Origin of the sequence: Streptomyces sp. NPDC087310, from assembly GCF_044744405.1 — a bacterium.
Lineage (GTDB): Bacteria > Actinomycetota > Actinomycetes > Streptomycetales > Streptomycetaceae > Streptomyces.
The window spans coordinates 285,888-298,324 of record NZ_JBIUYF010000004.1 but is presented as its reverse complement, the minus strand read 5'-3'; the positions used below and the strand labels follow the sequence as shown (position 1 = coordinate 298,324).

Below are 12,437 nucleotides of genomic sequence, written 5' to 3'. Positions count from 1 at the left end.
AGCGGCCGGCGTGCTGCATCTGCGTCTGCTCGTACCGGCCGACCGTACGGACGAGGTGGTACGGGCCGTCGAGTCCACCGTCGGCACCGCGCACCTGGCCGTAGTCCCCGGCGCCGCCCGCGACCCGCACGGCGACCTGATCCTGTGCGACGTGGCGCGCGAGGCGGGCGACGAGCTGATCGGGGTGCTGCGCGGCCTCGGTATCGACGAGTCCGGTTCGATCTCCGTGGGGAACATCGACCTGTCGCTCTCGAAGCGCGGGGACGTGGCGGAGGAGGAGGCGCCGGGCGAGGGCGCCGACGCCGTGCTGTGGGAGCACCTGGAGGAGGTGACGCACGAGGAGTCCACCCTCTCGGTCACCTATCTGGCGTTCCTGACCCTCGCGACGATGATCGCTGCCTGTGGTGTGGTGCTGGACAACGCGATCCTGATCGTCGGCGCGATGGCGGTGGGCCCGGAGTTCGGCCCGCTGGCGGGCGTCTGTACGGCGCTGGTGCAGCGCGCCCCGCGCCTGGCGTGGCGTTCGCTGGTCGCGGTGCTCGTCGGGTTCGCGGTGGCGATGGCGCTGACGACGGTGTTCGGCCTGGCGATGGACGGCTTCGGGCTCTTCTCGGAGTCGATGCTGAAGGCGGACCGCCCGAACACCTCGTTCATCTGGAACCCTGACCTGTTCTCCCTGGTGGTCGCGGCCCTCGCGGGCGCGGCGGGCATGCTCTCGCTGACCTCGGCGAAGTCGGGCGCGCTGGTCGGGGTCGCCATCTCCGTGACGACGGTCCCCGCGGCGGCCAACGCGGCGGTCGCCCTCGGGTACGGCGACTTCGGCCAGGTCTGGGGCTCCACCGGCCAGCTCCTGCTGAACCTGGCGGGCATCGTCGCCGCGGGCACGCTCACGCTGCTCACGCAGAAGGCGTTCTGGGCGGTGACCCGGCCCCGCCGGGCCCGTACGGACCACCGGCGGGGCCGCTCAGCGGTGAATCAGTGACGCACCCGCTCAGGGGGCGGCGAGCGCCCGCCGCATCCACCGCAGCCGGGCCGCCTTCACGTCGCGGGTGATCCGGGTCTTCGGCGCGTCGCCGTGGAACCCGTGGAAACCACCGGGCCAGACATGGAGTTCGGCGCGGCCCCCGGCCAGCCAGACGCGGGAGGCGTAGTCGACGTCCTCGGAGCGGAACGTCTCCGCGGACCCCACCTCGATGTACAGGGGCGGCAGCCCCGACAGATCTCTGGCGCGGGCGGGCGCGGCGTACGGGGAGACCCCCGGCTTCCCCATCCGGTCGCCGAGCAGCGAGCTCCAGCCGGTGTGGTTGGAGGCCCGGTCCCAGGTGCCGACCCCGGCCATCTGGTGGCTGGACGGGGTGTTGTTACGGTCGTCCAGCATCGGCGCCATCAGGAGCTGCCCGGCCGGCTCGGGGCCGCCCCGGTCCCGCGCCATCAACGCCAGCGCCGCGGCGATCCCGCCACCCGCGCTGCTGCCGACGGTGAAGATCCGGTCGCGGTCGATGCCCAGCTCACGCGCGTGCCGGGCGGTCCAGACGAGCCCCGCGTACGAGTCCTCCACGGGCGCGGGGTGGGGGTGTTCGGGGGCGAGCCGGTACTCGACGGAGACCACGACAAGGCCGCCCAGTTCGTGCGCCAGATCGAGCCGGTCGGGTATCCCGAGCCGGTTGTCACCGCTGACCATGCCACCGCCGTGCACGCAGTAGAGGGCGGGCAGCAGCGCGGCGGACGGGCGCTGCGCACCGGCGGGCCGGCAGATCAGCAGCGAGATGTCGGGCGCCCCGGCCGGCCCCGGCACGGAACGCTCCTCGAACGTGAAGGTGCCCTGGCGCCGTAACTCCGCGTCGGTGGGGCGCTGCTGGGCCATGATCTCGCGGGCGAGGGGGATCAGCTCGGGCGTGAGGACGGTGGTGCTCTCGGGGTTCAGCTCCAGTACGACGGCCAGTTCGGGGTCGAAGGGCGGCGGGGTGACGGTCATCGGCTCTCCCGTGTTCGGATTTCCCGGCTTCGGGCGCGGCCCGTGGCGCCGCCCGCGGTGACACACCTAGGGGCTCAGGGCCAGGGGCGGCTGCGGACAGGACACGTACGCGTCGCTCCCGACGCACCGTAACCACCGCCCCCACTCCCCCGCACCCACGGCGATCCGGCCACCGCCCGGCCGAAATCGGGGGACGGGATCGGTGGGACGGGCCGGAGCGACGGGGCGGCCGACTGTCGGTTCAGTCAAGGGTGGCGAGGTGGTCGGCGTCGCCTCCCCGCCACTCGATGAGGAAGATCGTCGCGTCGTCGCTGGTGATACCACCTCGTCCCTGCTTCAGGGAGTAGGAGAGCGCGCGCACCACCGACCGCACCGCCGTGTGGTCACGGACGGCGCGGTTGGTCCACTCGATGAGCTGTTCCTCGCCGAACGGTTCCCCGCCGTCCTGGTGTTCCTCGATCAGCCCGTCGGTGAAACACAGCAGCCGGTCCCCGGGCCGCAGCCTCCGCTCACTGACCACCGGCTCCTCACCGCCGAAGCCGACCGGCAGGGTGGTCGGGCTCTCCAGCCGGTCCACCACGACGCGGTCACGGATCAGCAGAGGGGCCGGGTGGCCGGCGTTGACCCATTGCAGTTGGCCCGTGGCGATGTTCAGGCACATCATCTGCGCGGTGACGAAGTGGTCGTGGCCGAACTGCTCGTTGATGGCCCTGTCCATGAACGCGTACACCTGGGACAGCCCGGTGTTGGCCCGCCGGGTGTGGCGGTAGGCGCCGATGGCCACCGTCGCCATGGTCGCCGCGTCCAGGCCGTGGCCCATCGCGTCGATCATGGCCACGTGAAGGATGTCGCCGTTGAGGGCGTAGTCGAAGCTGTCGCCCGCCACGTCGTACGCAGGCTCCAGGATCCCGGCCACCTCGACCTGCGGAACGGTCATCGACAGCGGCGGCAGCAACGACCACTGGATCTCGGCGGCCACACTCATCGGGGAGCTGCGCCGGGCCTGGAAGAACAGATCGGTGTACGCGTCCTTGGTGACGATCATGTCCGCGACCAGCCCGGCAAGCCTGCGCAGCAGCCGCCGGTCGTCGTCATCGACACTGTCCAGGGTGACGGCCATGGCCCCGACCTGGTCACTGCCGTCCAGCAGGGGCAGATACATCCGCACACTGCCACCGGGGCCGTCCGGGGCGTCCGGGGCGACGGGGCTGCCCTGGACGCCGTACGGCACCTCCACCGTTCTGCGGGTCAGGAACGCCGTGCCCGCGGGTGAGTTCTCGACCGGTTCAGGACGGCCCACCGTCAGCCCCCGGCCGGGCAGCGGAACCAGCAGCATCTGCTCGTAGTCCTGCAAGAGGATCGAGAGGTCCCGGCCACCGACCCTGGCCACCTCCTCCGCGACGAGCGGGGCGATCAACTGCGGCGGCATCTCATGGGCCCGGTCCAGCAGCACACCCAACAGCCGCTCGCCGAACCCCTCCGACCGGTCGACCTCAGCCTTGCCCGGTGTTCGCCCGCCTTCGGCCATCGCTGCTCGTATCCCTTCGTACCGCGGCATGGGAATGCGGTGGGTGGGCGGTCGCCGCACAGCCTGACACCGCCAACCGGCCCAACGGCCCGATTACGCCGGAGGCGGCATGTCGCCCCCGGCGCCCCGGCCCGACGCCCCCGCCCCGGCCCTTGCCGCAAGACCCCCGGGTACGCGCTACACGGGGTCCGCCGGGTCCACGCGGCAGGGCGTCCCGGCGTCGCTCCCCGGTGCGGTGGCCGGGTCGGGCAGGAGCAGGCGGAAGGCGCAGCCGGCGCCGGGGCGGTTGTCCAGTTCGAGCCGTCCGCCGTGTGCCGCCGCGATGGCCCCGGCGATGGCCAGTCCGAGCCCGGAGCCGGGTTCCGGCCGGGTCTCGAACCCCGGTGCGGCGGGGTGTCCCGACGGCGTCGCGCGGTAGAAGCGGTCGAAGACACGCGGTGCTTCGCCGGGCTCGATGCCCGGCCCCTCGTCGGCGACCTCGATGACGCTGACGGGCGTGCCGGGCGGCAGCGGCGGTCCGCTGCCGAGCCCGCTCCCGGGGACGCGTGTGGGGGTACGGGTGGCACCGACCCTGACGTGGACCGCGCTGCCGACGGGCGTGTGGACGCAGGCGTTGGAGAGCAGATTGCCCAGTACCTGGGCGAGTTGGTGGGGGTCGCCGGGCGTCTCGATGACGTCGAGGTCACGGGCGGGCGCGGCGAGGTGGGTGGTGAGCGGCTCCAGGGTGATGGTGCGGTCGGGGTGGCGTATCGCGGTGGTGGCGATGGCGTCGGCCGCCAGGGAGAGCAGGTCGACGGGTTCGCGGTGCGCGGCCGGGGTGTCGCCGAGCTTGGCGAGGAGGAACAGGTCGTCCACGAGACGGCTCATGCGGTCGGCGTTGTGCGCGATCAGGGCGTGTGCCTCGTGGCGCCGCCGGCCGGACACGCCGGGCTCGTCCAGGAGGAGCTCGGCGAACCCCTGGATGGCGGTGAGCGGGGTGCGCAGTTCATGTCCCGCGTCCGCCATGAAGTGGCGTAGCTGCGCTTCGGAGGCTGCCCTGCGGTGCAGGGCGGTGCGCAGCCGGTCGAGCATGGTGTTGAGGGCCAGGCCGAGCCGGCCGACCTCGGTGTCCGGGTCCGCCACGGGGACGTTGAGCAGGGCGCCCTCGGTGATGTGCTGGGCGGTGTGCTCGACGCGGGTGAGCGGGCGCAGCCCCAGACGGACAGCGCCGTTGCCCAGGGCGACCACTCCGACGGCGACGGCGGCCCCGAGACCGAGGCTGAGCCAGAGGAGCTTGGCGGTGGCGCCGTCCACGGTGTCCAGGGGCAGGGCGACGACGGCGCGCATACGGTCGGGCCCGGAGTGGACGACCACTCGCCAGCCGGACCCGGCACCACCGTCCTCGGCGGGCAGGGTGCTCGGCCGCCCGACGGCCAGGCCCAGCTCCGCCGCCCGCTCCGGGAGCCGGGGCCCCGCGCCGTCACCGCTGCCCAGGGAGACCCGCAGCAGCTTTCCGTTCCCGTCGTAGAAGAAGACGCGGTAGTCGGAGGGCAGCGCGTTGTCCGGGCTCGGCGGCCGGAGGGTGCCGTCGGCGGCGAGGTCCTCGTAGACACGGCCCGGGGGCCGGAAGTGCGAGACCCGGTCGTCGACCTGGTCGGTGAGCCAGCCGCGCAGCACGGTCAGCCCGGCGAACTGGCACAGCAGGACCGCGCTGGTGGCCAGCAGCCCGGCGATCAGGACGAGGCGGCTGCGCAGGGAGCGCGGGCGCAGCCGGTACGGCCATCTCACCGGGCGCCCGCGTGCGTCTCGTCGCGCGGCAGGCGCAGGCAGTAGCCGACCCCGCGCACGGTGTGGATCAGTACCGGCGGCTCGCGGTCGATCCTGCGGCGCAGGTTCTTGACGTACGTGTCGACGATGCGGGTGTCGCCGGAGAAGTCGTACCGCCAGACCTGCTGAAGGATCTCGGCCTTCTTCAGAACGCGCTCCGGGTGCGCCATCAGGCAGGCCAGCAGCCGGAACTCGGTCGGCGACAGCTTCAGGAGGTGGCCGGCGCGCCGTACCTCGTGGGTGACCTCGTCCAGGGTGAGGTCGGCGTAGCGCAGAGGCGGGCGGGCGCCGGTGGCGGAGGCGGGTGCGTTGCTGCGGCGCAGGATGGCGCGGATGCGCAGCAGTACCTCCTGGATGTGGAAGGGCTTGGTGACGTAGTCGTCGCCGCCGGAGCTGAGGCCGATGATGCGGTCCTCGACCCCGTTCCGGGCGGTGAGGAACAGCACCGGTGTGTAGACACCCTGGGCGCGCAGGTCGCGGGTGAACCGGAAACCGTCCGTGTCGGGCAGCATGACGTCCAGGACGATCAAATGAGGTCGGCGGTTACCGGCCTCGAACATGCCCTCCTGCCCGCTGGCCGCGCTCACCACGTCGTAACCGGCGACGCCGAGCGTGGAGGTGAGCAGGGTGCGGATGCTGGCGTCGTCCTCCACGACCAGGACGGTGTGCCCCGCGGCGGGTGTACGTGTGGGGGTGTACGGGTCGATCACGTTCGGTCACCTCGGAATACGGCAGGTCGAGCCGGATCAGGACAGGTCCTGGTCGTGCGACGCAAGGGTAGGGAGCGAACCTGTGCGCGCGGCCGTCAAGACCGCGTGTACGGCTGGCTCCGGCATCCCGGGCGGGTGCCCCCGGTGCCCTCGGGGCGGGGGGCGGCTCGGGATGCCGGGGCTCTCAGCCGGTCACCGCCTTGTCCTCGGCCAGGGCCGCGGTACGGTCGGTGACGGTCTCGGTGAGCTCGGCCAGGGCGGTGTCCAGCTCCGTGGAGCCGGCGCCCGCCGAGCGGGCCTGTTCCGCGATGACCTTCAGCTCCTTCGCCGCCGCGCCGGAGCCGTAGAACTTCTCGTACAGCTCGCGGTACGCCTTCTTGTAGACGCCGTCGAGGGCGTCGGAGTCGAGGAACTTGGTCTTCAGGACGTGCTGCGCGAAGCCCCTGCCGCCTCCCCCGGGTCCTCCGGCTTCCCCGGGTCCTCCTCCGTCCACGCCCGCGCCGCCTCCGGGGAATCCGGAGGGCATTCCCTCCGGCATGCCCTGGGGCATGCCCTCCGGCGCGCCTTCGGGCATTCCCTCCGCCGTCGCCTGGGGCATGCCGCCCATGCCGATCGAGTCGTCCGGCCCGGCGGCCGCGTCCCCGCTGAAGGTCAGGTTGTAGTCCCAGCCCAGGACGGAGAACTTCCCGGTGTCCAGGTCGTACCACAGAAGGTAGTTCTTGCCGGGCCCCGCCATGTCGTCGAAGTTCAGCAGCAGGTTCTGCGTGGCCACGTAGGCGGCCAGGGAGTCGACCTCCACGTACCGGTCGAGGTCGTCGGCGAACTCCTCGTCCGAGGCGCTGTCGGCCCACTTGATGAGCTTCATCACCGGTTCGAGGTCCTGGCTGCCCTTCTTGTTGAGCTGCTTGAAGGAACGCTCGTACTCGGTCGGGTCGTCACCGCGGTACTCGAAGCTGCCGCTCGCCCTGGCCTTGTACAGCACGCCGTTGCCGTCGGCGATACCGTCGGCGTAGTCGGTGTCGGGTGCCTCGACCATGAGGCGGGCGACGGCGGGCCGGTTGTTCACGGTCAGCTCGGTGAAGCTGTAGCGCTCGGCCTTCTGCCCGCTCTCCTCGGTCAGGGACAGCGACAGCGCCTCGTTGAGGGGCACCTGTCCGTTGCTGCCGGGACGGAGCGAGATCTCCCGCTCGCCCTGGTACGCGCGTCCTTCGACGTACTCGTCGATCTTGACGAGCCAGGGCAGTTCCTCGGGCTTCTTCTCGGACAGGTTGTACTGCACCATCCCACCGGGACCACCCATCCCACCGAGACCACCGGCCCCACCAGCCCCACCGGTTCCACCAGCCCCACCGGTTCCGCCGGTTCCGCCGGTTCCGCCGGGACCGCCGCCTGCCGTCTGGCCCTGGCCGCGGTCCCGGCCTCCGGCGGCGCCGGGGGCGCCGGCCGGAGCGCCCTGCGCGCCGTCGGGCAGGTTCCGGCCGCCACCGGGCCCGCCCTTGTTCCCGCGCAGGGACGACAACGTGGAGTTCCCTTTGAGGCGGATCCCGACATCGTTGAGGTAGACACCGTCGATGACGAGGTCGGCCTCGATGTAGTCCTTGGTCCCGTCCTCCTTGAACTCCTTCATCATCTTGTCGAAGTCGGTCTGCTGGTACGTGAGTTGCACGGTGTGCGGCACCGAGGTGTCGTACAGACCCACCGTCCCCGTGACGTCGTCGGTGACGGCATCCGCCTCGACGCGCGAGGACGACGTCACGTAGGGGGAGATCCGCGCATCGCCGAGGAAGGCGACCGTCACGGCGAGCCCGACGCCCAGCGCCGCGGTCGGCTTCCAGTGGTGGCGCAGCCGGACGGGCAGCCGGTCCCGCAGCCGCCGGCTCCGCCGCGTGGTGCTCGTACCGCTCATCACAGGTCCGTCGTGTCGTAACCGGTCAGTACCGTGACCCGCTGACCGGACGTCCGTTCCTGGAGCGCGCCGACCAGGTCGCCCGGTTCGGCGCCCTTCTTCAGACGCACCGTGTAGAAGACCTCGTTCAGCGCGCCGCCGCGGATGGTCTCCGTGCTCACCAGCTCGAACTCGCTCGTGTACTTGATCAGCACGTCACGGATCTGCGGGGTGTGGTCCTCACCGGCCGGGACCTGGACCTTGACGACCTGCCGCTGCACGTTCAGCGCGAACCAGTCGAACTTGAACATCACCAGGATGACGGCGCAGACCACCACGGCGCCGACCGCGGCCAGGGTGTAGAACCGGGCGCCACAGGCCATCCCGATCGCCATCGCCAGGAAGATGAAGCCGACGTCCCTGGTCTCCTTGACCGCGTTACGGAAGCGGACCACGGACAACGCGCCGACCAGCGAGAACGCCCGCGCCAGGTTCGAGCCGACGACCAGCATGATCAGGGCGACGATCATGCCGACGATGACGAGGGTCTGCACGTAGGACTGGCTGTAGGAGACATTGCGGTGCGTGTACCGGTACACGTAACCGATCAGCGTGGACAGAAGGAACGACAGCGCCATCGCCGCCACGACGTCCGCCACGCTGAACGTGCCGCTCAGTTCCTGCAGATCGAGATCGAAATTCACTGTGCTCCTACTTTCCATGGCGCATCGTGCTGCGCCGGCCGCCCCTGGGGCGGCTGCTCTTCGGTGAGGGTGGGCGGCGGGTAGTCCGCCTCGTCGACGTGGAAGACCGAACGCGGGGCCAGCCCGAACGCCTCGATGGACTGCACGTACTTCGAGATCCGCACCAGGTTGAGATTGCGCCGCGCGGCCAGATCGGTGATCCAGTGCGGAGTGCGTTCGTTCACCTTGATCTCCATGACCGACAGGTGCGGCGGGATGGTGAAGCGGTTCTCCGGCGTCGCGATGCCGAAGTCGAAGTCCCGGTCCCGGCCGCGGACACGACGGTCGAAGGTGACGCGCAGACCGGTGTCCGCGGCCCGTCCGACCAGGGCTTCGCGCTGATAGCCGGTGATCGCGGTGGGTTGCAGGTTCAGCCGGACGATCAGTTCGAGAACCTCCTGGACGAAGGCGCTCTCCTTCGCCGAGTGGTTCACCAGCTCCCGGCCGTCGCACAACTGCCGTGCCACGCCGTAGGGAAGGGTGATACGGCGCTTCTGCGTGACCCGGTTGACGCGCTGCTTGATCTCCACGCAGACCGGCGAGGCGTCGGTGACCCCGTCGAGGTTGCCGTAGTGGCGGATGCGCAGCTTGCGGCGGAACTTCAGGCCCTCGATCTTCTCCCAGTAGAACCGGAGTTGAGGAGTGTCGTAGTACAGGCTCCACACGCCGTACCCGCCGACCGGGCTGTGCAGGTCCCGGTCCATCCGCTCGGCCAGCTCGTCCCGGATCTCCGCGGCCTGCTCGACCGGGACCAGGTACTTCAGCTCGAACCTGTTGAACGCGTGCAGCCGGCTGGCCACATGCAGCGGCTCCGCGTCCACGCGGTCCCGGGCGGTGTCGGCCTCCGTCCGGACCTCCGCCGCCTGGACTCCGTCCGTCTGGCCCGGGTCTGCCCGGAGCGGTTCTGCCCGGCCCTCACGCGCCGCGGCTGTCTTCGACAGGAACACCATGCGCCTCCTTGCTCATACGTTGCGGACCGACCGGCCTGGCACACGCAACCAACGGCGCATGAGGAGCCCATGAGAATCACGGGGTTATTTCAGGAGTCTTCGCAGAGTCGGAAGCATGAATTCCAGGTGGCCGGGCGACAGGCGGGAGAGGGGGCGCCCTCCCCCTGCTTCACGAGGTAGCCCCCGTGCCGCTGCACCACCAGCCCTGCACCTTCCGCTACGGCCGCAGATCACGGCCGGTTCTCGACCGGCTCCCCTCGGCTGGCTGGTCATCGGCTGGCGCCTCGGGAGCGTCATGCCCAGGAGCATCGCGGCCCCCACTGCCGGAATCGCCTGCTGGGCCTGGCTGTCCATGCCGCACGCGATGCCCATCAACAGTTGGCTGCGTCGCCTGGGCGGCTACATCGACGGTCTCTCGTCCGTCACCGACGCACGCACCCCGGCGGTGTACCTGGTGCCGTGGGGCGTGGTCACCATGGTCCTCGCGCACGCGGCCGGACCGGTGGTGGGAATGGACGTCGCCCGCAACGTCACACTGCTGCCGGCCCTCGCGCTTCTCACGCGCCGCAGCGCCAACGAGGCCACGGCGGCAGCGGCAGGGCTGATGTTCCTGACCACCAACGTCGCCCTCGGCCGCGCCTACAACCCGGACGGCCACACGACGCACACGTGGCGGGCGGTCGCCCTCTACCCGTCCAGCAGCATGGCCGCATGGCTGGCGGCGACCGCCCTGTTCGCGCTCGCGCTCCGGCTGGCGTCCTCACGGGCTCGGGCCACTCGCTGACGTCCCGAACCGGGCCTCTGGCGGGCGGCAGCGTTACCGCTGCCAGAGGCCCGACTGCGTACCGGCGACGAACTCGGCCCAGGCGGCGGCGGGGACGACGAGCGCGGGGCCGGCCTTGCGCTTGGAGTCGCGGATACCTACGTGGGCTATCGGCCTGAGGTCTGCAACCTCTACGCAGTTGGTGCCGTTCTCCGAACTGTACGAAGACTTGAACCACGCTGCTTCACACACGAGTTGAGACATGTCGCAGTGCATCATGGGTTAGATCTCTCGTGCTAGTCGTTGTAGGAACGCCACTGTCTCACCGGGGGCGAGAGCACCGGCCCGCAGGGCATCGAACTTGCGGGTGAAGCCCCAGATCTCCGTGTCCTTGTCGCCGAGGCGCGATCCGTCAGCCGCATCGGATTGGACGACCGTTGGCATCGGGGCCGCGAAGTCGAGCAGCGCAAAGTTGTAGCTACAGCGGTAGGTCGAGATGTTTACAGGCAGGATCTGGACCGTCACATTGTCCATTTGCGCGAGCCTGGTGATCTCCTCGTATTGCTCCCGCATCACATCAGGTCCGCCGATGACTCGCCGCAGGGTGGCCTCGTCCAGAATGGCCCACAGCTCCAAGGGACTGTGCTCACGCGTCAGCACTTCCTTTCGCTGCATCCGGATCTGGGTGTGTCGCTCCACGAACTCGGTGGTCGTCTCCTCGACGGACTTGGCCGTCTGGAACATCTCCCGGGCGTAGCGCTCTGTCTGCAACAGCCCGTAGACAACGTCAGGTTGCCAGGCGCGAACATTGCGGGCGCCACTTTCCAAGCCGATGAACATACTCATGCCCGACGGCATGACACTGCGGTAGATGGACCACCAGCCGCGATTGAGCGAGTCACGGTGGATGTCCACCAGGAAGTTCACGTCTTCCTCGTCCACCACCCCGTAGTGGTCGAGCAGGTCCTTCAGGTCCTGGACCTTCGGCAGACCGGTCAGCCCGTTCTCCACGCGTTGCAACTTGGAGGGCGAGAACGTCAACCCGTCCACCGCCTGAGCAAGGGTGAACCCGGCCTTGTCCCGCAACTGCCTCAACTCCCATCCGAGTTGCATGCGTCGGACAGTAGGTCCCGTTGGAGCTGCCACGTGTGTACCTCCGTGGTGAGAGAGCCTGCCGCATCGCGGCGCCTGTTGTGAGTCTGACGCCCCATGTCCTCCATGCACAGGCTTGAGCGCGTTCGATCACATATACCAATTCGTGTGGGGCACCCACTTCTCCTTGCCGATTGCGGGCTCCGCACCCCAGGCTTGGGCGAGTTACCGAACCATCACCAACGGTAATCGCCAGGCGAATTGCCCCATCGGGGGCGTGTGCCCAGAGAACAGAACCACCGCCGGGAGACCCCCATGCCTCTTCCCCCCAGCAACCCCGCTCGCCCCGCCCGCCCCGTTCGCCCGCCGCGCATAAAGACCGCCATGGAGCCTCGGCCCGTGCTCCCCTCCCCCCTCGGGCATCCCTCCTACAGCCAGACCATGCCTTGCGCCCCCGAGTCCGCGCGCCGGGCCAGACTCCTTGTGGGCGCCGCCTGCACCACGTGGGGGTTGCCCGGGCTCGCGGACGCCGCCGCGCTCGTCGTGTCCGAGCTGATCGGCAACTCCGTACGGCACAGCGGCAGTCGGCTGGTACGCGTGCTGGTCTCCTTGCCCGAGCCAGGGCGGGTCCGGGTCGCAGTCGTGGACAAGTCCCGCACGCCGCCCGCGCCTCGGGCCATGGACGACAGCGCGGAGGACGGGCGCGGGCTCGTCGTCGTCGAGGCGCTGGCCGACCGGTGGGGGACGGAACTCCTGCGGTGGGGGAAACGCGTGTGGGTTGAGCTGTGCCCGGAGACGGACGGCGGGGAGTGAGCCCACGCGGGGGCACCACCCCGCCCAGCCGCCGCCAGGTGCTGCTGGACGCGGCCCTGACCAGCCTGACGACCGCCGCGATCCTCGCCGCCCTGGGGTACAGGTACGGCTCCATACCCGGCCCTGGGGCGGACCCCGATGCCGAAGTATCGCCAGACCTCGGCCGGCCGGG

The 12,437-nt window shown here is 70.3% G+C and carries 12 protein-coding genes; 3 read left to right on the top strand and 9 right to left on the bottom strand.

The features are described from left to right. The first annotated feature begins 10 nt into the window (after positions 1 to 10). The gene (locus ACIO3P_RS16515; RefSeq protein WP_401854664.1) at positions 11 to 982 is read left to right on the top strand and encodes a DUF389 domain-containing protein; all 972 of its coding nucleotides are present in this window, start codon (positions 11 to 13) and stop codon (positions 980 to 982) included. Between the two features lie 9 nt (positions 983 to 991). Here ACIO3P_RS16515 and ACIO3P_RS16510 read toward each other — a convergent pair whose 3' ends face one another. The 7 genes from ACIO3P_RS16510 to ACIO3P_RS16480 form a co-directional block, all read right to left on the bottom strand. Beyond that, positions 992 to 1,975, bottom strand: coding sequence for an alpha/beta hydrolase (locus ACIO3P_RS16510; RefSeq protein ID WP_329828659.1), 984 nt, complete (start codon positions 1,973 to 1,975; stop codon positions 992 to 994). 241 nt (positions 1,976 to 2,216) lie between these two features. After that, positions 2,217 to 3,503, bottom strand: a complete 1,287-nt coding sequence (locus ACIO3P_RS16505) for a PP2C family protein-serine/threonine phosphatase (protein WP_329829648.1) — start codon at positions 3,501 to 3,503, stop codon at positions 2,217 to 2,219. Between the two features lie 177 nt (positions 3,504 to 3,680). Next, entirely contained in the window at positions 3,681 to 5,270 is a 1,590-nt protein-coding gene (locus tag ACIO3P_RS16500; RefSeq protein WP_329828658.1) for a sensor histidine kinase, read from the bottom strand. Further along, positions 5,267 to 6,019, bottom strand: coding sequence for a response regulator transcription factor (locus ACIO3P_RS16495; protein WP_401854666.1), 753 nt, complete (start codon positions 6,017 to 6,019; stop codon positions 5,267 to 5,269). The genes ACIO3P_RS16500 and ACIO3P_RS16495 overlap by 4 nt, the downstream gene beginning before the upstream one ends. Before the next feature lie 184 nt (positions 6,020 to 6,203). Next, the gene (locus ACIO3P_RS16490; protein ID WP_401854668.1) at positions 6,204 to 7,925 is read right to left on the bottom strand and encodes a CotH kinase family protein; all 1,722 of its coding nucleotides are present in this window, start codon (positions 7,923 to 7,925) and stop codon (positions 6,204 to 6,206) included. Further along, positions 7,925 to 8,626 carry a DUF4956 domain-containing protein gene (locus ACIO3P_RS16485; RefSeq protein ID WP_329828655.1) on the bottom strand — a complete coding sequence of 234 codons (702 nt, stop codon included), beginning with the start codon at positions 8,624 to 8,626 and terminating at the stop codon, positions 7,925 to 7,927. Before ACIO3P_RS16485 ends, ACIO3P_RS16490 begins: the two co-directional genes overlap by 1 nt. Then, a complete protein-coding gene (locus ACIO3P_RS16480) occupies positions 8,605 to 9,447 on the bottom strand; it encodes a polyphosphate polymerase domain-containing protein (RefSeq protein WP_401854944.1) in 843 nt (280 codons plus the stop codon). Before ACIO3P_RS16480 ends, ACIO3P_RS16485 begins: the two co-directional genes overlap by 22 nt. A gap of 445 nt (positions 9,448 to 9,892) precedes the next feature. Here ACIO3P_RS16480 and ACIO3P_RS16475 point away from each other — a divergent pair, with 445 nt between their 5' ends. Further along, a complete protein-coding gene (locus tag ACIO3P_RS16475; protein WP_401854673.1) occupies positions 9,893 to 10,381 on the top strand; it encodes a hypothetical protein in 489 nt (162 codons plus the stop codon). Positions 10,382 to 10,414: 33 nt separating this feature from the next. On the opposite strand, the gene ACIO3P_RS16470 is transcribed toward ACIO3P_RS16475, so the two are convergent. Beyond that, a complete protein-coding gene (locus ACIO3P_RS16470; protein ID WP_329828653.1) occupies positions 10,415 to 10,624 on the bottom strand; it encodes a DUF397 domain-containing protein in 210 nt (69 codons plus the stop codon). A gap of 18 nt (positions 10,625 to 10,642) precedes the next feature. Then, positions 10,643 to 11,473 carry a helix-turn-helix transcriptional regulator gene (locus ACIO3P_RS16465; RefSeq protein ID WP_329828652.1) on the bottom strand — a complete coding sequence of 277 codons (831 nt, stop codon included), beginning with the start codon at positions 11,471 to 11,473 and terminating at the stop codon, positions 10,643 to 10,645. A 420-nt stretch (positions 11,474 to 11,893) separates the two neighbouring features. Between ACIO3P_RS16465 and ACIO3P_RS16460 the strand changes: the two genes are divergently transcribed. Then, entirely contained in the window at positions 11,894 to 12,265 is a 372-nt protein-coding gene (locus ACIO3P_RS16460) for an ATP-binding protein (RefSeq protein WP_329828651.1), read from the top strand. The last annotated feature ends 172 nt before the right edge of the window (positions 12,266 to 12,437 follow it).

Excerpts from the sequence above, each read along its gene's own strand:
- ACIO3P_RS16510 (WP_329828659.1), bottom strand. The coding sequence starts at position 1,975 with ATGACCGTCACCCCGCCGCCCTTCGACCCCGAACTGGCCGTCGTACTG.
- ACIO3P_RS16505 (WP_329829648.1), bottom strand. The coding sequence starts at position 3,503 with ATGGCCGAAGGCGGGCGAACACCGGGCAAGGCTGAGGTCGACCGGTCG.
- ACIO3P_RS16490 (WP_401854668.1), bottom strand. The coding sequence starts at position 7,925 with ATGAGCGGTACGAGCACCACGCGGCGGAGCCGGCGGCTGCGGGACCGG.
- ACIO3P_RS16485 (WP_329828655.1), bottom strand. The coding sequence starts at position 8,626 with ATGGAAAGTAGGAGCACAGTGAATTTCGATCTCGATCTGCAGGAACTG.
- ACIO3P_RS16475 (WP_401854673.1), top strand. The coding sequence starts at position 9,893 with ATGCCCAGGAGCATCGCGGCCCCCACTGCCGGAATCGCCTGCTGGGCC.
- ACIO3P_RS16470 (WP_329828653.1), bottom strand. The coding sequence starts at position 10,624 with ATGTCTCAACTCGTGTGTGAAGCAGCGTGGTTCAAGTCTTCGTACAGT.
- ACIO3P_RS16465 (WP_329828652.1), bottom strand. The coding sequence starts at position 11,473 with ATGCAACTCGGATGGGAGTTGAGGCAGTTGCGGGACAAGGCCGGGTTC.
- ACIO3P_RS16460 (WP_329828651.1), top strand. The coding sequence starts at position 11,894 with ATGCCTTGCGCCCCCGAGTCCGCGCGCCGGGCCAGACTCCTTGTGGGC.